This window comes from Sphingomonas sp. BL-S-30 (assembly GCF_055521475.1).
Genome location: NZ_CM145481.1, coordinates 1,759,550 through 1,779,164, shown reverse-complemented (window position 1 = coordinate 1,779,164; position 19,615 = coordinate 1,759,550). Strand labels below are relative to the sequence as shown.

General features: G+C 66.5%; 16 protein-coding genes and 1 pseudogene. 11 read left to right on the top strand and 6 right to left on the bottom strand.

Annotation, left to right across the window (positions count from 1 at the left end; translation table 11 throughout):
• Window positions 1-173: 173 nt before the first annotated feature.
• The 6 genes and pseudogenes from ACZ1I5_RS08175 (at window position 174) to ACZ1I5_RS08150 (ending at window position 8,902) form a co-directional block, all read left to right on the top strand.
• Window positions 174-1,724, top strand: coding sequence for a tryptophan halogenase family protein (locus ACZ1I5_RS08175; RefSeq protein ID WP_465173199.1), 1,551 nt, complete (start codon window positions 174-176; stop codon window positions 1,722-1,724).
• Between the two features lie 11 nt (window positions 1,725-1,735).
• Window positions 1,736-3,238: a tryptophan halogenase family protein gene (locus ACZ1I5_RS08170; protein WP_465173198.1), complete on the top strand. Its 1,503-nt coding sequence runs from the start codon at window positions 1,736-1,738 to the stop codon at window positions 3,236-3,238.
• A pseudogene (locus ACZ1I5_RS08165) lies at window positions 3,235-4,771 on the top strand (tryptophan halogenase family protein). The gene ACZ1I5_RS08170 and the pseudogene ACZ1I5_RS08165 overlap by 4 nt, the downstream one beginning before the upstream one ends.
• Window positions 4,768-6,276 (top strand): tryptophan halogenase family protein, encoded by a 1,509-nt coding sequence (locus ACZ1I5_RS08160; RefSeq protein ID WP_465173197.1) that lies wholly within the window; start codon window positions 4,768-4,770, stop codon window positions 6,274-6,276. Before ACZ1I5_RS08165 ends, ACZ1I5_RS08160 begins: the two are co-directional and overlap by 4 nt.
• 1 nt (window position 6,277) lies before the next feature.
• A complete protein-coding gene (locus ACZ1I5_RS08155) occupies window positions 6,278-8,110 on the top strand; it encodes a glycoside hydrolase family 9 protein (protein ID WP_465173196.1) in 1,833 nt (610 codons plus the stop codon).
• 48 nt (window positions 8,111-8,158) lie between these two features.
• Window positions 8,159-8,902 carry a 3-keto-disaccharide hydrolase gene (locus ACZ1I5_RS08150; protein ID WP_465173195.1) on the top strand — a complete coding sequence of 248 codons (744 nt, stop codon included), beginning with the start codon at window positions 8,159-8,161 and terminating at the stop codon, window positions 8,900-8,902.
• A 74-nt stretch (window positions 8,903-8,976) separates the two neighbouring features.
• Here ACZ1I5_RS08150 and ACZ1I5_RS08145 read toward each other — a convergent pair whose 3' ends face one another.
• The 3 genes from ACZ1I5_RS08145 to ACZ1I5_RS08135 form a co-directional block, all read right to left on the bottom strand.
• Window positions 8,977-9,816, bottom strand: a complete 840-nt coding sequence (locus ACZ1I5_RS08145; protein ID WP_465173194.1) for a hypothetical protein — start codon at window positions 9,814-9,816, stop codon at window positions 8,977-8,979.
• 115 nt (window positions 9,817-9,931) lie between these two features.
• Window positions 9,932-10,969: a cupin-like domain-containing protein gene (locus ACZ1I5_RS08140; RefSeq protein WP_465173193.1), complete on the bottom strand. Its 1,038-nt coding sequence runs from the start codon at window positions 10,967-10,969 to the stop codon at window positions 9,932-9,934.
• A gap of 77 nt (window positions 10,970-11,046) precedes the next feature.
• On the bottom strand, window positions 11,047-12,123 hold the full coding sequence (locus ACZ1I5_RS08135) for a LacI family DNA-binding transcriptional regulator (RefSeq protein WP_465173192.1): 1,077 nt from the start codon (window positions 12,121-12,123) through the stop codon (window positions 11,047-11,049).
• Here ACZ1I5_RS08135 and ACZ1I5_RS08130 point away from each other — a divergent pair.
• The 4 genes from ACZ1I5_RS08130 to ACZ1I5_RS08115 all read left to right on the top strand — a co-directional run bounded on the left by ACZ1I5_RS08130 (window position 12,044) and on the right by ACZ1I5_RS08115 (window position 16,392).
• Window positions 12,044-12,256 carry a hypothetical protein gene (locus ACZ1I5_RS08130; protein ID WP_465174042.1) on the top strand — a complete coding sequence of 71 codons (213 nt, stop codon included), beginning with the start codon at window positions 12,044-12,046 and terminating at the stop codon, window positions 12,254-12,256. The two genes, ACZ1I5_RS08135 and ACZ1I5_RS08130, sit on opposite strands and share 80 nt — an antisense overlap.
• A gap of 77 nt (window positions 12,257-12,333) precedes the next feature.
• Window positions 12,334-13,548 carry an endo-1,4-beta-xylanase gene (locus ACZ1I5_RS08125; RefSeq protein ID WP_465173191.1) on the top strand — a complete coding sequence of 405 codons (1,215 nt, stop codon included), beginning with the start codon at window positions 12,334-12,336 and terminating at the stop codon, window positions 13,546-13,548.
• Between the two features lie 39 nt (window positions 13,549-13,587).
• The gene (locus ACZ1I5_RS08120; protein ID WP_465173190.1) at window positions 13,588-14,193 is read left to right on the top strand and encodes a hypothetical protein; all 606 of its coding nucleotides are present in this window, start codon (window positions 13,588-13,590) and stop codon (window positions 14,191-14,193) included.
• Between the two features lie 39 nt (window positions 14,194-14,232).
• A complete protein-coding gene (locus ACZ1I5_RS08115) occupies window positions 14,233-16,392 on the top strand; it encodes a beta-glucosidase (protein WP_465173189.1) in 2,160 nt (719 codons plus the stop codon).
• Window positions 16,393-16,734: 342 nt separating this feature from the next.
• Here ACZ1I5_RS08115 and ACZ1I5_RS08110 read toward each other — a convergent pair whose 3' ends face one another.
• Window positions 16,735-17,085 (bottom strand): winged helix-turn-helix transcriptional regulator, encoded by a 351-nt coding sequence (locus ACZ1I5_RS08110; protein ID WP_465173188.1) that lies wholly within the window; start codon window positions 17,083-17,085, stop codon window positions 16,735-16,737.
• A gap of 95 nt (window positions 17,086-17,180) precedes the next feature.
• On the opposite strand from ACZ1I5_RS08110, the gene ACZ1I5_RS08105 reads away from it, so the two are divergent.
• On the top strand, window positions 17,181-17,960 hold the full coding sequence (locus tag ACZ1I5_RS08105) for an SDR family oxidoreductase (protein WP_465173187.1): 780 nt from the start codon (window positions 17,181-17,183) through the stop codon (window positions 17,958-17,960).
• A gap of 72 nt (window positions 17,961-18,032) precedes the next feature.
• On the opposite strand, the gene ACZ1I5_RS08100 is transcribed toward ACZ1I5_RS08105, so the two are convergent.
• Together ACZ1I5_RS08100 and ACZ1I5_RS08095 are read right to left on the bottom strand one after the other, a co-directional pair.
• On the bottom strand, window positions 18,033-19,064 hold the full coding sequence (locus ACZ1I5_RS08100) for an oxidoreductase (protein WP_465173186.1): 1,032 nt from the start codon (window positions 19,062-19,064) through the stop codon (window positions 18,033-18,035).
• Between the two features lie 12 nt (window positions 19,065-19,076).
• Window positions 19,077-19,580 carry a hypothetical protein gene (locus tag ACZ1I5_RS08095; RefSeq protein ID WP_465173185.1) on the bottom strand — a complete coding sequence of 168 codons (504 nt, stop codon included), beginning with the start codon at window positions 19,578-19,580 and terminating at the stop codon, window positions 19,077-19,079.
• Window positions 19,581-19,615: the final 35 nt, after the last annotated feature.

Genomic DNA, 19,615 nt, shown 5'->3' with positions numbered 1-19,615 from the left:
GCTACCAATTTTTGGTGCGATTTATTCTTGGCTATCTTCGTAGCTGCGGTCATGATGCCGTATCGGACATAAAAAGCAATAGGCGCCGCCGCAAAAAAGTCTCACGTGAGACATTTATGACAGATATGTGATCGGAAACGCTCATTGTCTGCGGTGAGGCACAGGGAGGGGCGATGATCGACGCACAGGCGGCAAGGGCCGACTCGGACAGGCGACTCCGTCGACTGGTCATCGTCGGCGGCGGAACCGCCGGCTGGATGACCGCGGCATCGCTTGGATGGGCCTTGTCGGCGCTTCCGATCGAGGTCGTGCTGGTCGAGTCGGAGGAGATCGGCACCGTCGGTGTCGGCGAGGCGACCGTCCCGCATATCCGCTTCTTCAACCAGCGCCTCGGCATCGACGAAGCCGATTTCATGCGGCGGACCAACGCCACCTTCAAGCTGGGCATCGAGTTCCGCGACTGGGCGCGGATCGGCGACAGCTATATCCACCCGTTCGGCGATTATGGCCGCGATATCGCCGGCCTGCCCTTCCACCAGCACTGGCTGCGGCTCACCCGCGCCGGGCGCACGGACAAGCCGCTAGAGGCTTTCTCCCTCCCCATCCTGGCAGCGCGCGCGGACCGGTTCGCCCCGCCCTCTCCCGATCCGTCGACGATCGAATCGACCTTCTCCTACGCCTATCAATTCGATGCCGGCCTCTATGCCGCCTATCTGCGCCGCTATGCCGAACAGCGTGGTGTGCGGCGGGTCGAAGGCAAGGTGATGTCGGTCGACCAGGACGGCGAAACCGGGTTCATTCGTTCGGTCACGCTGGAAAGCGGCGAAGAGCTGGCCGGCGACCTGTTCGTCGATTGCTCGGGCTTTCGCGGCTTGCTGATCGAGGGCGCGCTCAAGGCCGGCTATGAGAGCTGGACTCACTGGCTGCCCTGCGACGCGGCGCTCGCGGTGCCGTGCGAGCATGGCGGCCCGCTCACCCCTTATACCCGGGCGACGGCGCGCGATGCCGGCTGGCAATGGCGCATTCCACTCCAGCACCGCGTCGGCAACGGCCATGTCTTCAGCACCGCTTTCACTGATGTGGAATCGGCGCGCGATCTGCTGATGGCGAATCTGGAGGGCGCGGCGCTGGCCGAGCCCAAATTGCTGCGTTTCGCCACGGGCAAGCGCAAGATGCAGTGGCTCGGCAATGTCGTCGCGATCGGCCTGTCCTCTGGCTTCCTCGAACCGCTGGAATCGACCAGCATCCACCTGATCCAGCTCGCCATCACCAAGCTGATCGAGCTGCTGCCGCTCGACGGCTGGGATCCGCTCGACGCCGCCGAATTCAACCGCTCGATGGCGGTCGAATATGAGCGAGTCCGCGACTTCCTGATCCTGCATTATTGCGCGACCGAGCGGACCGACACCGACTTCTGGAACCATTGCCGGACGATGAGCCTGCCCGACTCGCTCCAGTACAAGATGGCCGCCTTCCGCGAGCGCGGCGTGGTCGTGAAATATCGCGAGGGCATGTTCCTCGAGCCGAGCTGGCTCGCCGTCTATTACGGCCAGCGGATCGAACCGGACCGGGTCAGCCCGCTGGTCGAGGCACTGCCGATCGACGAAGTCGCCGCCCGCGCGGAGGCGATGGCGGTCGCTTTCCGCAGCGCCGCCGAGGCGATGCCCGATCACGCTTCCTATCTCCGCCAGCTCTCTGGCCTTGCCGATCCGGTGCGCGCATGATCGGGGGCGAGATGCGCACCATCGCAATCCTCGGTGGCACCGTGGCAGGCTGGATGGCCGCCGCCACCCTCGCCCGCCGCCTGCCGCGCCGGCACTACCGCGTCCTCGTCGTCGAAACCGATCGCGACGGTGACGGCCTGGGCGATTTCGGCACGACATTGACAGCGTTGCCGTCGATCAGGCCCTTCCACGACTCCCTTGGCATAGACGAAAATCTCATCCTGCGCGCCACGCGCGGCAGCTTCGCCCTTGGCGGTGCCTTTGCCGGTTGGGCCGAACCGGACTCGGCCTATTTCCTGCCCTTCGGCGCCGTCGGCGCGCCGCTCGGCCCGGTCGCTTTCCACCAGTTGCTGACCCGGTTGCGGCAGCATGGGCGCACCGTCCGGGCGGCGGACTATTCGATCGCGGCGATCGCGGCGCAGGCCGGCCGCTTCGCCCGCCCCTCGACCGACCAGCGCGCCATCATCTCGCAGTACGCCTATGGCCTGCATCTCGACGCCTGGGGCTATCTCGCGGCCATGCGCGCGACCGCGGAGGCGCACGGCGCGCGCGCTGCTGCGGCGCCGTTCCGTCAGGCGCTGCTGGGGGCTTCGGGCGAGATCGCGTCGCTCGAACTCGCCAATGGCGACTCGCTCGCCGCCCTGCTGTTCGTCGATGCGACCGGCACCGACGCGCTGCTGAGCCGGGGAACCCTCGGCGTCGGTTTTCAGAGCTGGCGACACTGGCTCCCCTGCGACCGCGCAATGGCCGCGCGCCTCGCCGATCCATCCGACCCCCCACCGCTCGGCCATGTCGAGGCGCTGCCGACCGGCTGGCGCAGCACCACGCCACTTGCCGGCGAGACGGGACGCCTGCTCTGCTGGAGCGACGCCTTCGGCGATGCGGGCGGCGCGACGGCCCTTGGCGTCGAAGGGGGCGAACCGCCGCACATGGTCTCGTTCGAGAATGGCCGCAGCGCTGCGCCCTGGTATCACAACTGCGTCGCGATCGGCGCTGCCGCCTGTGTGCTCGAACCACTGCATCCGGTCGCGCTCCACCTCGTGCAGAGCGCGCTTGCCCGGCTTGTCACCTTGTTCCCCGATACGGCGGAAGCGCCGATCGAAGCGGCCGAATATAATCGCATGACGATCAACGAGACCGAAAGCGCCCGCGACTTCCTGATCGCGCAATATGCCACCAACGGACGCCTCGGCGATCCCTTCTGGAATGCGGTCCGCTCGGTCCGCCCGCCCGACCGCCTCGCCTACAAGCTCGCCCAGTTCGCCAGCGCCGGGCGCATGCCGATGTATGACGACGACATGTTCGAAGATGCCGACTGGATTGCCCTGCTCGACGCCCAGGGCCTCCACCCGCGCCGCCACGATGCACTGGCGGGCAGCGTGCCGATCGAGCGCATCGACCAGCATCTCGCCCGGCTGCGCGAGGCGATCATCGCAGGGGTGAAGACGATGCCGTCACACGGCGACTATCTCCGCCGCGCCTATGCCGCCCCGCCGCGCGGCGCTGCCGCATGACCGCGCCCACGCCCATCCGCAGCGTCGTCATCGTCGGGGGCGGCACCGCCGGCTGGATGGCCGCCGCCGCGCTGTCGCGCCTCGTCCGTACCGGCGTATCGGTCACGCTGGTCGAATCCGATGCGATCGCCACGGTCGGCGTCGGCGAGGCGACGATCCCGCCGATCCGCAACTTCAACGGCCTGCTCGGCATCGACGAGAACGACTTCCTGTCCAAGACCCAGGGCACGATCAAGCTCGGCATCGATTTCATCGACTGGACGCGCGAGGGCCATCGTTACACGCACCCGTTCGGCGAGTTCGGCTTCGACATCGAGGGCGTGAAGTTCCACCATTTCTGGCGAAAACTCTACGCCGCGGGCCAGGCAAGCTGGATCGAGGACTATAATCTCTGCGCCACCGCACAGAAACTCGGACGCTACACCACCCCCGTCGCCGATCCGGCCTCGGTGCTCTCGCGCCTGACCTATGCCTATCAGTTCGATGCGTCGCTCTATGCCGCCTATCTGCGCGCCTATGCCGAGGCGCGCGGCGTGGTGCGCACGGAGGGCAAGGTCGTCGAGGTCGCGTTGCGTGGCGAGGACGGTCATGTCGAGGCGATCCAGCTCGAGGGCGACCGCCGGATCGAAGGCGAGTTGTTCGTCGATTGCACCGGCTTTCGCGCCCTGCTGATCGAGGACGCGCTGCAGACGGGCTTCGAATCCTGGAAGCACTGGCTGCAATGCGACCGTGCAATTGCGGTGCCGACCGCGAACACGAGCCACGCGACCACCCCTTACACGCGCGCGACCGCGCGCCGCGCGGGCTGGCAATGGCGCATTCCGTTGCAGCACCGCGTCGGCAACGGCTTCGTCTATTGCAGCGACGATATCGGCGATGACGAAGCGACCGGAACGCTGCTCGCCCATCTCGACGGCCCGACGCTCCGCGATCCGATGCTGATCCGGTTCGAGGCCGGCCGGCGCAAGCTCGCCTGGAACCGCAACGTGGTCGCGCTGGGCCTGGCCTCGGGTTTCGTCGAGCCACTCGAATCGACCAGTATCCACATGATCCAGACCGGCGTCTCGAAGCTGATGGCGCTGTTCCCCGACCGGGGCTTCTCGCCGGTCGAGCGCGACGAATATAACCGCCAGAGCCAGCTCCAGATGGAGCAGGTCCGCGACTTCGTGATCCTGCACTATCACGCCAATGAGCGGACCGACGGCGATCTGTGGCGGCGCGTGCGCGAGATGGAGGTGCCGGAGACGCTTCGGCGCAAGATCGACCTGTTCAGGGGCCGTGGCCGGTTCTTCCGCTACGATGACGAGCTGTTCGCTGAATTCGAGCTGGGTCGCGGTATTGCTCGGTCAGAACGTCATGCCCGCCGGCTGGGATCCGCTTGCCGACGCGGTCGACCCGGCGCTCGTCCGCCAGCGGCTCGACCGCATCCGCGAGGTATTCCGCCGCGCCGCCGAGGCGATGCCGCGCCATGAGGACTGGATCGCGCGCAACTGCCCCGCTCCCACCGCCGTTCCGTCGAGAAAGACCGCATGACCGACAACCGCATCCGCAAGATCGTCATCGTGGGCGGCGGCACCGCCGGCTGGATGGCGGCGGCGACCTTCGCCAAGCTGCTGAGCACTGACTATACCGAGATCACGCTGATCGAATCCGACCAGATCGGCATCGTCGGCGTGGGCGAGGCGACGATCCCGCAAATGGCGATCTTCAATCGCATGCTCGGCATCGACGAGGACGAGTTCCTCCGCGAGACGCGCGGCACGTTCAAGCTCGGCATCGAATTCGTCGACTGGGGACGGATCGGGCACAGCTATTTCCACCCCTTCGGCAAGTTCGGCGTGGATATGGCGGGGGTATCGTTCCACGCGCACTGGCTGCGCGCGCATCATGCGGGCGATCCCCGGCCGATCGAGCAATATTCGCTTCAGGCGCTCGCCGGGGAGCAGGCGAAATTCATGCGCTCGATCGACAATGGCAAGAACTCGCCGCTGAGCGAGATCGCCTATGCCTATCATTTCGACACCGCGCTCTACGGCCCCTATCTGCGGCGCTATTCGGAAGCGCGCGGCGTCGTGCGGCAGGAGGGGAAGATCGTCGATGTCGCCCTGCGCGGCAGTGACGGCTTCATCGAGGCGGTCGTGCTGGAGGACGGCACGCGGATCGAGGGCGATCTGTTCATCGACTGCTCCGGTTTTCGCGGGCTGCTGATCGAGCAGGCGCTCGACGGCGGCTACGAGGACTGGTCTCACTGGCTGCCCTGCAACCGCGCCGTTGCAGTGCCCTGCGCGCATGGATCGCATTTCAGCCCCTATACGCGCTCGACCGCGCACAGCGCCGGCTGGCAATGGCGCATCCCGCTGCAGCACCGCATCGGCAACGGCCATGTCTTCTCGACCGATTATATGAGCGAGGACGAAGCCACCGCGATCCTGCTCGCCAATCTCGACGGGGAAGCGCTGGCCGAGCCGCGTGCCATCCCGTTTCAGAGCGGCCACCGGCAGAAGATGTGGATCAGGAACTGCGTCGCGCTTGGCCTCGCCTCGGGCTTCATGGAGCCGCTCGAATCGACCAGCATCTGGCTGGTGCAGAGCGGACTCGCCCGCCTGATGGGCATGTTCCCGGACCGCGGCTTCGCGCAGGGCACGATCGATCGTTACAACCGCATCCTGCTGAACGAATATCGCCAGATCCGCGACTTCATCATCCTTCATTATCACGCCACCGCGCGCGACGATTCGCCTTTCTGGGATTATTGCCGGACGATGGAGATTCCCGAACGCCTCAACGAGAAGATGCGCTGTTTTGAGGAATATGGCCGCACCTTCCGCGACGATGACGAACTGTTCAACGAGACGAGCTGGTTCGCGGTGATGAACGGCCAGGGCATGAAGGCCGCCACGCACGATCCGGTCGCCGACACGCTGAGTCCGGAAGTGCTGGAAGCGCGGCTGACCAACATCCGCGAGACCATCGCAGCCTCGGTCGGCTATATGCCGGGCCACCGCGCGTTCATCGACCGCCACTGCGCGGCGGTCTGAGATGCGAGCCGGGCTCCGTGCGGCGATCCTTGCAGCCCTGGCGCTTGCCGTCGCGGCCCCGTCGCGGTCGGCCGATACGCCGACGACGGCGATTCACCTCAACCAGCTCGGTTTCGACCCTGTCGCGCCCAAGCGCGCGATCGTCGCCGATCCGGCAACCGCGCCTTTGCCCTGGCGCCTGATCGACGCCGGCGGCGCCACCGTGGCTCAAGGCAGGAGCCAGGTCACCGGCGATGATGCCGCGTCGGGCGATCACGTCCATGAGGTCGATTTCAGCGGGGTCGGCATGCCCGGCACCTATCGCCTCAAGGTCGGCGACGTCGAAAGCCGCCCCTTCCGCATCGCGCGCGGCCTCTACGGCCCGCTCAAATATGCCGCGCTCAACTATTTCTACCAGACCCGCGCCGGCATCGCGATCGAGGCGCGCTATGCCGGCGGCCCCTCATGGGCGCGCCCCGCGGGCCATCCGAAGGAAATCGCCCCCTGTTTCTCGGGCAAGGACGAGAAGGGCAATGACTGGCCCGGCTGCGACTATAGCCTCGACGTGACTGGCGGCTGGTACGACGCCGGCGACCACGGCAAATATGTCGTCAACGGCGGTATCGCGCTGTGGACGCTGCAGAATGTCGCAGAGCGCGAAGCGGCGAAGAAGAGTCGTTCGGCCTTTGCGGATGGCAAGGCAAAGCTGCCCGAGGCCGGCAATGGGGTGAACGACCTGCTCGACGAGGCGCGCTGGCAGATGCGCTTCCTGCTCGCCATGCAGGTGCCCGACAGCAAGCATCTCCGCGTCCCCATCGGCCCGCAGGCGCCCGGCGCGGCGCTGGTCTTCACCGATATCGATGCCTCGGGCATGGCGCACCACAAGGTCGCCGACCGGGCCTGGACCGGGCTGCCGATGCGGCCGGCGGACGATCCGCAGCCGCGCCTGCTCTATCCACCCAGCACCGGCGCCACGCTCAACCTCGCCGCCACCGCCGCGCAATGCGCCCGGATCTGGCGGAGGATCGATCCGGCCTTCGCCGCCCGTTGCCTGAGCGCGAGCGAACGCGCCTTCAACGCGGCGCTGCGCAACCCGGAAGTCCATGCGCCCGACACCTTCACCGGCAGCGGCGGCTATGGCGATCGCACCCTGGCCGATGAATTCTACTGGGCAGCGGCCGAACTGTTCGTGACGACCGGAAAGCCCGCTTACCGCGAGGCAGTCACGCATATGGCGCAATTCTCTGCGCCCTTGACCGAACCCGGCTGGCCCAGCACGGCCGCGCTCGGCACGATCACGCTGGCCACCGTCCCCAATTCGCTGTCGGCGAAGGAGCTGGAATCGCAGCGCGGTCTGATCGTCGACGCGGCGCGGCGTTTCCTCGCCGAGGAAGAGCGGTCGGGCTATCGCATTCCCTATGCCACCACGGCCTACCCCTGGGGCTCCAATGCGACCATCCTCAACCGCGCGATCATCCTGGCGCTGGCTGCGGACTTCAGCGGCGAGGCGCCCTTGCGCGGCGCCGTAGTCGACGCGATCGACTATATGCTCGGCCGCAACCCGCTCGACCAGAGCTATGTCAGCGGCTTCGGCGTCAATCCGATGCGTCACCCGCACCATCGTTTCTGGGCGCCGTCGCTCGACCCGAAACTGCCGGGGCCGCCGCCCGGCGTGCTGTCGGGCGGCCCGAACTCGACCGCGATGGCGGACGATGTCGCGAAAACGATGAAGGGCAAATGCGCCCCGCAGCGCTGCTGGCGCGATGACGTCCATGCCTATGCGCTGAACGAAGTGGCGATCAACTGGAACGCGCCGTTGTTCTGGGTGACGGCTTATCTGGATGAGGAACGCTAGATGATCAGAAGGCCAGGCATCGGTTCCGTAACAAGGGCGTTGTTGCTTTTGCCCATCATCGCACTGACCGGGGCCGCGCCCGCACCCAAATGGCAACCGATCTTCGACGGCCGGACACTCGATGGCTGGACGCCGAAGATCACCGGCCGCGCCGTCGGGGAAGATCCGCGCCACATGTTCGTCGTGGAGCATGGCGCGATCCGCGTCTCCTATGCGGGATATCCGCGGTTCGAGGGCGAGTTCGGCCATCTTTTCTGGAAGACTCCGCTGCATGCCTATCGCCTGCGGTTCGACTATCGCCTGTTCGGCGAGCCCCTTCCGGGCGTGAAGATATGGCAGCAGACCAATAGCGGCCTGATGTTCCACGCCCAGGCACCCGAAACCATGCGGCGCGACCAGGCCTTCCCGGTCAGCCTGGAGATGCAGCTGCTCGCCGTGCCGCGCGCCGTGCGGGAACCGACCGCCAATGTGTGTACGCCGGGCACGACCGTCGAGATCGCGGGGAAGCTGGATCCGCGCCATTGCGTCCTGTCGTCCTCGCCGCTGATGCCCAGAGAGCAATGGACTCACGCCGAACTGGAGGTCCTGCCGAGTGGTCAGATCACGCACCGCATCAACGGGAAAATCGTCCTGCGCTACGCCAATCCCCAGCTCGACCCTGACGATGCGGACGCCAAACCGCTCATCGCCGCAGCGGGCGGGGCTTTGACGTTGCGTCGGGGCTATATCGCGCTGCAAAGCGAGGGGAACCAGGTCGAATTCAGGAAGATCGAGCTTCAGTCGCTCGACTGACGATGCCATCCTGGTCGATGACCGTGGTGCCGCCGCGATCTGGCATCTCATTCGAAGATGGCGATCGCTGATCGTCAGTCGATGAGATGCGACAACCAGTGCAGCGTGTTGAGCGCGAATTGCTGATCGTCGTCGGTCGTCAGACCGATATGCCTGGTGGCATGGGTCGGGCTCATCACCACCTGCGCCGAGAACATCGCGGCCTCGCCAGCGATTACCACCCTGCCCTTGCCGACCGTCATCGCCAGCGCCTGAACCCTGGCGCCAACGGCCTTGCCCGGTACAGTCTCGCCCTTCATCAGCCCGCCGGCTTCCACTGGCGTCCCCACTTCCAGGGCATCCTCGGGAAGGTCGAGCAGCCCGACTCCGCCCTCCGGGACACCGAGCGATTGTCCCGTGAAGCTGCGTACCTTCCGCACCTCTTCCTTGTCCGATCGGCCGTGAAGGATCGGATGATCGCCGAGATGCGCACCGGCATACTCGATCGCGAAGGTGACTTTGCCATCCTCCTGCGTGGCGACATAGCCCTGTCCCATATCCACGCCGAAGGCACCGGCGAGATCGGCCGCCGCGCCACCGAACGGCGCATGGTCGGCAAGTAGCAGGAGCGATCCGCCGGCCTCCACCCAGTCATGGGTCGCGGCGATCTCCTCGGGCGCAAAGGCCGACGTCCCGGGTGTCTCCGATCGGGCATTGGCGATCACCAGGACATTCACGCCGGCGAGGGTCTCGATGGAAAGCGGAGTCGTGAGGGCGGACACCTTGTAGCCGTCAGCCTCGAGCAGCTTGCCGAACGGCGCGTACCGTCCGTCCAGCGTATGGAAATTCCGGTGTGCGCCGTCGAGCGCGACATGCGGCCCCTGTTCGACATAGGCGGGACTCTCGAGCTTCGGCGCATAGTCAGGGTCCGCCACCTGCTGCGCCGTCGCGGGAGCCGCCAGGCAGAGAAAGAGGGCGCCAGCGGCAAGCACATGTCCAAGCATCGTCGTTGACTACCCCGGTTGCGCGGACGTGACGAGAGGCAAATCCCTATCCCCGCGCGGACAGCATCCCCAGCAGATAGGCGCGAATCCGCTCGTTACGCTCCTTGCCCGCCGCGCCCAGCACGCCGCGCACATGCTCGGGCAGATGGTCGCCGGCATGCTCGGCATCCTCGCCGAAGACGAGATGGTCGAACCACGCCTTCCACGCCCGCTTCTCGGCCGGCGGCAAGTCGCGCACGCTCATCAGCGCATGGACCATGGCGACGAAGGGCGTTGCCGACGTGTCATAGGCCCACCAGTAATTGACCAGGACGTTGATCCGGTCGAACGCGCGGACATGATGCCACCAGATCGCCGGGATGAAGAGCATGTCGCCCGGCCCGAGCTCGGCGACCTGGGCATGGCGTAGCGCCTCGGCGAAACGCGGATAGCGCTCCAGGTCCGGCTCGTCCGGATCGACCATGCTCGCCGGCGGCCCCGCCAGCGTGCGGTCGAGCGGCCCGACATAGAGGTTCGCCACCTGCTCGGGCGGAAACAGGGTGAAGCGCCGCCGCCCCGCCACGACGGCGGCAAGATTGGGCGAGGCATCGTAATGCGTCGCCACGCGCGTCGCGTTGCCGATCCATACCCGCGGCGTCGCCCCGGTCGCCGGCAGGCCCAGCCGGTTCGCCTCGCCCCAGCCGGGGAGATGATCGGGGGCCGCGGCGGCATTGGCATAGATGGCCGGCGGATCCGCCGTCCTCTCCTCGGCCAGCTGCAGCAGCTGCCCCATCAGCGCCGCCAGCGGCACCTGCTGGCGGGTGAAGTTGAAGCCCCGCATATCGTCGCGGTAGAAGAAGCGGCCGGCGATCTCGGGCGGTCCGAGCAGCACCTCGAGCGGCTTGCCGCCCGCGAACCCCGCCACATAGTCGGCCAGCGCCCGTTCCCCGCGCCTGCCCGCCGCGACCGCCGGCCAGTCGGCCACCTGTCCGCGCAGCACGACCGGCGCATAGCTCGGCGCGATCTCGCGGGCGAAGGTCTCGGCATCGACCGCCGGGCGCTCGGCGACGCGGGTATCGGTGACGGCTTTGACATCGAGGGACATGACTGTCTCTTAGCGCCAGGCGCGATCGCGCGCCACAACCTCACCGCACCAAGCTGTTACCGCTAACGCGTAACAGCTCAGGCCGGGCGTGCCGACCTGGAGGGCGGCCGGCGGCGCGGCGCGGCGTCCGACTGGCGCCGGACCAGCGTGAAATCGAGCACGACGTGCTGCTGCTTCTCGTCGTTCGCGCGCGGGCGGCGAATCGTCGAGACCAGCATCTCGACCGCCGCGCGCGACATGTCGGCGATCGGCTGGTGGATCGTGGTCAGCTCGGGCCAGATCGCGGTCGCCAGCGTCGTATCGTCGAAGCCGCACACCGTGAGATCGCCGGGCACATCGAGCCCGCGGCGATGCGCCACCGCGACGCAGGCAGCTGCCATATCGTCATTGCTGGCGAAGATCGCGGATGGCGGGTCCGCCACGTCGAGCAGCTTCTCCGCCGCATCCAGGCCCGAGCGATAGGTAAACAGACCTTGCACGATCAGCGCCTCGTCCATCGCGATATGCGCCTTGGCCAGCGCATCACGATAGCCGCGCAGCCGCTCGTCGCTGGCAGTCTGTTCGGGATTGCCGATGACGAACCCGATACGATGATGGCCGAGCGAGACGATATGCCCCGTCATCGCATAGGCGGCGGAATATTCGTCGACGCTGACCGCGTTCAGCTCCGCCGCGGGGCGGCCGCTGCCGACCAGCACTGCCGGAACGCCCTCGTCGGCGATGGTCTTGATCAGCTTCAGGGAGTCGCACAGGGGCGATGGCAGGATCAGCCCGTCGATCCCGCTGTCGATCAGATGCTTGGCCACCTCGATCTCGTGATCGCCCAGCTCGCATTTCTCGATGATCAGCTGCACGTCGCTGCGGCTTGCCTGGTCCAGGCTGCCGACGAGGAACTCGCTGAGATAGGCGGCGCTGGGATTGCTGTAGAGCAGGCCGATCCGCACGGGCGCCGCGCCGGCAAGACTCCGCGCGGCGGGGTTGGGCGAATAGCTGAGCGCGGCAATGGCGGCATTGACGGCGTCACGCGTGGTCGGGCGGACATTGGCTTCGCCATTGATGACGCGGGAGACGGTCATGGACGAAACCGACGCCATACGGGCAACGTCTCTGATCGTCGGCGCCGTTCTACGGCGGCGGGAGTTCTTCTCGTTCACGGTACTATCGGTCTCCTCCTGCCCGCTAATAGCCTATTATTTCGATTCCGCACCATATGTGCATGCAAGATCGCAGCCGCGTGACGGACAGGCATGCCGCCGCGCCGATCGCCACGCCCGCCGCTCCTATTGACAAGGTTGGTCAAACCGCCATCATGATACCGCTATCAGGGCCGTCAAGACCGTGAGGCGGGGCAGCGGAGAAGCAGGATGGGCGGAATATCGCGGCGCGAGGGGCTGATGATCGCCGCCGGGATGGTGCTGACCGCCTGTGCCGGCAGCGGCCCCACTTCGGCCAGCGGCGCCTTGCCGGGCCCCGGCCCGACGCCCGCGTCACCGCCCTCCCCCACACCCACGGCGTCGCCGGCTGTCTCGCTGAACGAGGCCGCCCGCGCGAAAGGCATGCGGTTCGGCTCGGCCTGTGCGTGGAGCGCGCCGGGTGCCGACCGCGGGTCGTTCGCCAACCCGTCCTATGCGGCGCTGCTGGAGGCCGATTGCGGTATCCTCGTCCCCGAGAACGAGATGAAATGGCAGTTCATCCGCCCGAGCGCGACCAGCTTCGACTTCACGCGGTTCGACGCGATGATGGCCTATGCGCAAAGCAAGGGGCTCGCCATGCGCGGCCACAATCTCCTTTGGCACCAGCCCAAATGGATGCCGGCCTGGGCGGAGAGCCATGACTATGGCCCCAACCCCGCGATCGAGGCCGATCGGCTGCTGACCGAGCATATCCGCACCGTCTGCGCCCGCTACGGCGCGAAGATCGCAAGTTACGACGTGGTCAACGAGGCGGTGAATCCGGCCGATGCCAGCCTGTACGAAACCGCGCTGTCCCGGGCGCTGGGCGGCGCGACGGCAACGCTCGACCTCGCCTTCCACACCGCCCGCGTCGCCGCGCCGCACGCGCAGCTCGTCTATAATGATTATATGAGCTGGGAGCCGGGCAATGCGACTCACCGCGCCGGCGTGCTTCGCCTGCTCGAAGGTTTCAAGACGCGCGGCACCCCGGTCGACGCGCTCGGCGTCCAGTCGCATCTCGTCACGCAAGGGCCCGACACCGCAGCCAGCGTTTCGGCACAGCAGGCCGAGTGGCGCCGTTTCCTCGATCAGGTCGTGGCGATGGGCTACAAGTTGCTGATCACCGAGTTCGACGTGCGCGACAATAGTCTGCCCGCCGACATCGCCGTACGAGATCGGGCGGTGGCTGATTACGGCCGCGCCTATCTCGATGTGATGGTCACCTATCCGCAGCTGTCCGACGTCCTCGTCTGGGGCATGTGCGACCGGTACAGCTGGATCGAGGGGTTCGAGCCGCGCGGCGACGGGGCGAAGCGCCGCCCCTGCCCCTATGACAGCGATTTCAAGCCAAAACCGATGCGCACCGCCTTCGCCGAAGCGTTCGCGGCCGCACCGGCGCGAACCTGACACGAGCCGCGAAAGGTGGCCATCAAAGGAGCGGAGGATATGCGACAGGTTTTGACGATCTTTCTTGCCGGCAGCGCAGCGATGCTCGCCCTGCCGGTGGTCGCGCAACAGGCGGCGGCCCCGGCGGCGAAGAGCGATGCATCCGACGACATCATGAAAAAGGCAGTCAACCAGCCCGGTACCAACTGGCAGGTCTATGGCCCGAACCAGAAGGCCAAGGCGCTGAACGATGGTGGAGTGCCCGGCGGACAGGTGATCCGCGTGACCGTGTCGGCCAAGGGCGCCAATGCCTGGGACGTCGGCTCCAGCTCGCCGATCCAGAAGCCGATCGCGGCGGGCGACACGATCCTGGTCGCAATGTACCTGCGCGCGCCCGAGCTGAAGGACGGTGAGACCGCCTCCATCCCCTATATCGGCGCGAATGGCGTGGCGGCTCCTTACGAGAATCTCGTCGGCAACGGCGTGACGATCAACAAGGACTGGAAGCTCTATTATGCCTCGGGCAAGGCAGCGAAGGCCTTTCCCGGCGGTACCATGCGCGCCACCGCTCATCTCGCGGCGGACAAGCAGGTGATCGATCTCGGGCCAGTGTTCGTGCTCGATTTCGGCCAGAATTACGATCCCGCCAAACTCCCCAAGAACTGAGGAAAAGAAACGATGAAGCGTGCCTGTGGAGCGGCCCTGATGGTCGCATTGTTGACGAGTGCAGGCACGCCGATCGCCGCCGCGCCGAAAAAGGCCAGGGTCGCGGCGCCCTCCCCCGACAGCCGCGCCGCCGCGCTGGTCAGGCGGATGACCCGCGCGGAGAAGCTGACCCTGGTGTTCGGTTATTTCGGCACCGATTTCCCGTCGAAGAAATTCCTCACGCCCAAGGAATCGCGCGCCGGATCGGCCGGCTATATTCCGGGCATCCCGCGCCTCGGCATTCCGCCGCAATGGCAGACCGATGCGGGTGTCGGTGTCGCGACCCAGGGCGGCGCGGCGGTGAAGCGCGAGCGGACCGCCCTGCCCTCGGGCCTCGCCACCGCGGCTAGCTGGAACACCGCGCTCGCCTTCGCCGGCGGCGCGATGATCGGCAAGGAAGCGCGCAATTCCGGGTTCAACGTGATGCTGGCGGGCGGCGTCAACCTGATGCGCGAGCCGCGCAACGGCCGGAACTTCGAATATGGCGGGGAGGATCCGCTGCTTGCCGGCACGATGGTCGGCGCGCAGATCGCCGGCATCCAGTCGAACCACATCATCTCGACCGTGAAGCATTATGCGATCAACGATCAGGAGACCGAGCGGTTCGGCGGCAATTCGGTGCTGGGCGAAGCGGCGATGCGCACCTCGGACCTGCTCGCCTTCCAGTTCGCGATCGAGCGGTCGAACCCAGGTTCGGTGATGTGCTCCTACAACCGGGTCAACGGCATTTATGCTTGCGAGAACGACTTCCTGCTGGATCAGGTGCTGCGCAAGGACTGGAAATGGCCGGGCTATGTCATGTCCGACTGGGGCGCGACGCACAGCACGACCAGCGCGGTGAAGGCCGGGCTCGACCAGGAATCTGGGCACCCGTTCGACGACGCCCCTTATTTCGGCGAGCCACTCGCCAAGGCCGTCGCGAGCGGCGCAGTAAGCGAGACGCAGCTCGATACGATGGTGACGCGTATTCTGCGCTCGATGATCGCGCACGGCCTGTTCGAGCATCCTGTCGCCGAAGCCCCGATCGACTATGCCGCGCATGCCGTGGTGACGCGGCAGGATGCCGAGGAAGGCACGGTCCTGCTCAAGAATGCCGGCGCCGTCCTGCCGCTCTCGCCTTCGACGAAGCGGATCGCGATCATCGGCGGCCATGCCGACAAGGGCGTGCTCGCGGGTGGCGGATCGTCTCTGGTCTATCCGCGCGGCGGCAACGCCGTGCCCGGCCTGAAGCCGACGAGCTGGCCCGGCCCGATCATGTATTACCCGTCCTCCCCGCTCGCCGCGATCGCGCAGCTGGCCCCGGGTGCGACGGTACGCTTCGCCGACGGCAGCGATCCCGCCGCAGCCGCGGCGCTGGCCCGCGACAGCGACGTGGCGATCGTCTTCGTCACGCAATGGGCCGGCGAATCCTTCGACGTGCCGCTGACCTTGTCCGACAATCAGGACGCGTTGGTGGAGGCGGTCGCCGGCGCGAACCAGAAAACGGTGGTGGTGATGGAAACGGGCGGCCCGGTCCTCACCCCCTGGATCGACCGCGTCGCGGGCGCCTTGGCCGCCTGGTATCCCGGCACCGAGGGCGGCGCTGCGATCGCCAACCTGTTGTTCGGCAAGGTCAATCCCTCGGGCCGCCTGCCCGCGACCTTCCCGCGCAGCCTCGATCAGCTGCCGCACCCCGCCGAGCCCCACAAGGGCGACGTCACGTACAGCGAGGGCGCGGCGATCGGCTATAAATGGTACGATGCGAAGGGCCTCGACCCGCAATTCGCCTTCGGCCACGGCCTTTCCTACACGAACTTCTCCTTTGCCGGGCTCAGTGCGGCGCCATCGGCCAACGGCATCAACGTGCGCTTCACCGTGCGCAACTCCGGCAAGGTGGCGGGCAAGGCCGTGCCCCAGATCTACGTCGCTGGTGCCGGCTGGGAAGCGCCGAAACGGCTTGGCGGCTTCACCAAGGTCGCGCTGGCGCCGGGCGCCTCGAAGCAAGTGACCTTGCAGGTCGATCCACGCCTGCTCGCGACATGGGACCAGGCCGGGCACCAATGGCGCATCGCGGCGGGAAGTTACGATGTTATACTTGGCGCTTCCTCCCGCGATATTGCACAAAAGACACGGATTCGGCTCCCGGCTCGGGTTTTTCCGGTGGGATGGTCGCCACAGTGAGGTGAGCGGCCAAGTATCGACAAAGGTGCGGGCGTCCCCGTCGAAGCAGCGTTCAAGCACGGCTTTGCGCGGCGGCGATTTATGCGACCCACCTGCGAAGGGCCCCGAATCGCGTCCAACAAATACTGCCTTAGTAAAAATTCGGCATCGGCATCGCAGTGATTTCCCGTGCCAGCCGCCCGAGAACCAGTGACATGGCCATTCGGGCCATCGAAAAAACTCGCAAGTAATGAATTTTGCGAGGGGTGTCCTGAGCACTATCGATTCCGCCGAAGCATGGGATCCTGAACCTCGATAAGGCGGACTATGCGACGTTTGAATCATCGACCTCGAGATCGGACCCTATCGCGTCGCCACCCCGTCGCCGAGGCTCTCGCGTTGCGCAGCCCATGTCAGCAAGGCGTCCAGTGCCGGGCACAGCGCCTGACCCCAATCGGTCAGCCCATATTCGACCTTGGGCGGCACTTGATGGTGTACGATACGCCTGACGATGCCATCCCGCTCCATCTGTCGGAGCTGCTGGATGAGCATCTTCTGCGACACGAGCGGGATCGCTCGCTCTAGTTCCGAGAAACGCAGGACGCGCCCACCGAAAAGGTGAAACAGGACGACCAGCTTCCACCGGCCCTCGAGCAGCTTGAGCGCATTCTCAACGCCTTCGGCCGCCGTTTCGCGGGAATATTGCTGCGACATACTTTTTGGTTAGTACCTTACTTTTTCGTGCGTTCTTGTCATTTGGCAGGGTACGGGCGATGTCGCCGGCCCACAAGTTCAGCCGGAGACCGATCATGAGTTTCGACCTTGGCCTGGAAGGCAAGCGCGCGCTGGTCAGCGGCGGAACCAAAGGCGTTGGCGCGGCGGTTGTGCAAAGCCTGCGCGACGCCGGTGTCGGCGTGATTGCCGCTGCGCGGAGCGTCCCCGAGAGCAACGACGATCTCGACTATATCGCCGCCGATCTCATGACGGCCGAAGGATGCGCCGCTCTCGCGGAAGAGGTGCTGTCGCGGTTCGGGGGCGTGGACATCATCGTCAATGTGCTCGGCGGATCGAGCGCCCCTGCAGGCGGCTTTGCCGCGCTCAGCGATGCCGAATGGCTGAAGGAACTCAACCACAATCTCCTGCCTGCCGTGCGGCTCGACCGGGCGCTGCTCCCATCGATGATCGCGCGGGGTTCGGGCGTGATCATTCATGTGACATCGATCCAGCATGAGCTGCCCCTGCCGGAATCGACCACCGCCTATGCGGCGGCCAAGGCCGCTCTTTCGACCTACAGCAAGAGCCTGTCGAAGGAAGTGACGCCCAAAGGCATCCGCGTGGTCCGTGTGTCGCCCGGCTGGGTCGAGACGGACGCCGCCGTCGCGCTGGCCGAACGGCTCGCGAAGGACGCCGGCACTGACTATGAGGGCGGCAAGAAGATCATCATGGACTCACTGGGTGGTATTCCGCTCGGACGCCCGGCCAAGCCATGCGAAGTCGCCGACCTCATCGCCTTCCTTGCGTCGCCGCGCGCCGGCGCGATCAGCGGCACCGAATATGTCATCGATGGCGGGACGGTGCCGACTGCGTGAAACGCGGCTGGCCGGCATCCGCGCCGAGCGGGATGGCCACGGCACGGCACCAAGGGCCGACGGCGCTCCCGCTCAGACTTGCAGCCTGCGCCCCTCCGCGGCACTCCGCCGAGCAAGGGCGATCAGGTTGAGCCCGATCAGCGCATCCGCCGGGTCGACCGGCGGCGGCGCGCCATCGAGGATCGCGTCGGCCACGCCCTCATAATAACGCCGCCAGTCGCCGCGCACCGAGGGCACCAGCTCGGGCTGGCCCTCGGCGACGGTCAGGGTGCCGAACGCTTCGGGCGCTTCCTCGCCATAACCGGCGTCATTGGCGGTCGCGCCGGCGCGCAGCATCGCTTCCTGCGGATCGAGGCCGAACTTCACGAAGCTGCCCTTGCTCCCGTGCAGCGCGAAGCGCGGCCGCGGCGCGACGATCAGAGTCGAAGCGGACAGGATCACCCGGCGTTCGCCATAGTGCAGCGTCAGCTCGAAATAATCGTCGACCACCACGTCAGCGCGTTGCGCGGCGATGTCGGCGGTGATCGCCTCCGGCGTGCCGAACAATTGCAGCGCCTGGTCGATCAGGTGCGGCCCCAGATCGGCGAGCATGCCCCCGCCCTGCTCCACCGTCGCTTCGCGCCAGCCGGGCTTGATCGCCGGACGGAACCGGTCCCAGCGCAGCTCGGCCAGCATCACTTCGCCCAGCGCACCACCACCGAGCACATCGAGTACCGTCAGGAAATCCGCGTCCCATCGCCGGTTGTGGAACACCGACAGCACCAGCCCGCGCGCGGCCGCCAGCTCGATCAGCGCGACGCCATCGGCCGGGTCGACCGCGAAGGGCTTGTCGATCACGACATGCTTGCCCGCCTCGAGTCCCGCCCTGGCCAGCGGCGCGTGCAGTTCATTGGGCGTGGCGATCACGATCAGGTCGATCGACGGATCGGCGATCAGCGCTTCCGCGGTCGGCACCACCGCGACACCGGGAAAAGCATCGGCGACCTCGTCCACGCGCGAGGTGACGATGGCCGCGAGCTTCAGCCGCTCGACCGCGTCGATCAACGGCGCATGGAAACTCTTGCCGGCCAGCCCGAACCCGATCACCCCCACCTTGATCATCATGTCTCCTCTCGATCAGCCATGCTGCGTCGACAGGATTTTCGGGTCGCTGGCAAGAGAGTGGAGATAGGCGTGACGCTCGGGCGTGCCCGACCGGAGCTTCGACAGATGGTCGCGCTGCTCCTCGGTCAGGCGGAAACGGACATAGCCCAGCGAGGTCAGGCATTTTTCGAGCGTCGATTTCTGCAGCGCGGCGATCTCGCGGAAACGCTGTTCCGGCCGCGCGCCCTGCACTGCCATGGTGATCGCTTCGACCCCCGACATCGGCTGCAACGCATTCTCGTTGATGTTCGAGGCGAGATTCTCGATCTGGCTCGACGCCCGCACCAGCGCCTTGGCAGCCGGCGTGTCCGAAACATCCAGATAATAGGCCTGGCGACCACACAGCACGGCGTCCTCGCGATACTGATCGAGCGAAACGCCGGCCTTGCCCCAGCTCTCCCGCGGTGCGCGCGCTGCGTCGGCGGCGGACGATAGCAGGATGGCGCCAAGGGCAACCGGCAACAGGGCACGACGCATTTCCGCTCTCCCGAACAGGCCCGCAAATTGTATCA

Coding starts and splice junctions, on each gene's coding strand:
- ACZ1I5_RS08175 (WP_465173199.1), top strand. CDS start 174: ATGATCGACGCACAGGCGGCAAGGGCCGACTCGGACAGGCGACTCCGT.
- ACZ1I5_RS08170 (WP_465173198.1), top strand. CDS start 1,736: ATGCGCACCATCGCAATCCTCGGTGGCACCGTGGCAGGCTGGATGGCC.
- ACZ1I5_RS08160 (WP_465173197.1), top strand. CDS start 4,768: ATGACCGACAACCGCATCCGCAAGATCGTCATCGTGGGCGGCGGCACC.
- ACZ1I5_RS08155 (WP_465173196.1), top strand. CDS start 6,278: ATGCGAGCCGGGCTCCGTGCGGCGATCCTTGCAGCCCTGGCGCTTGCC.
- ACZ1I5_RS08140 (WP_465173193.1), bottom strand. CDS start 10,969: ATGTCCCTCGATGTCAAAGCCGTCACCGATACCCGCGTCGCCGAGCGC.
- ACZ1I5_RS08130 (WP_465174042.1), top strand. CDS start 12,044: ATGGACGAAACCGACGCCATACGGGCAACGTCTCTGATCGTCGGCGCC.
- ACZ1I5_RS08125 (WP_465173191.1), top strand. CDS start 12,334: ATGGGCGGAATATCGCGGCGCGAGGGGCTGATGATCGCCGCCGGGATG.
- ACZ1I5_RS08120 (WP_465173190.1), top strand. CDS start 13,588: ATGCGACAGGTTTTGACGATCTTTCTTGCCGGCAGCGCAGCGATGCTC.
- ACZ1I5_RS08115 (WP_465173189.1), top strand. CDS start 14,233: ATGGTCGCATTGTTGACGAGTGCAGGCACGCCGATCGCCGCCGCGCCG.
- ACZ1I5_RS08110 (WP_465173188.1), bottom strand. CDS start 17,085: ATGTCGCAGCAATATTCCCGCGAAACGGCGGCCGAAGGCGTTGAGAAT.
- ACZ1I5_RS08105 (WP_465173187.1), top strand. CDS start 17,181: ATGAGTTTCGACCTTGGCCTGGAAGGCAAGCGCGCGCTGGTCAGCGGC.
- ACZ1I5_RS08100 (WP_465173186.1), bottom strand. CDS start 19,064: ATGATGATCAAGGTGGGGGTGATCGGGTTCGGGCTGGCCGGCAAGAGT.
- ACZ1I5_RS08095 (WP_465173185.1), bottom strand. CDS start 19,580: ATGCGTCGTGCCCTGTTGCCGGTTGCCCTTGGCGCCATCCTGCTATCG.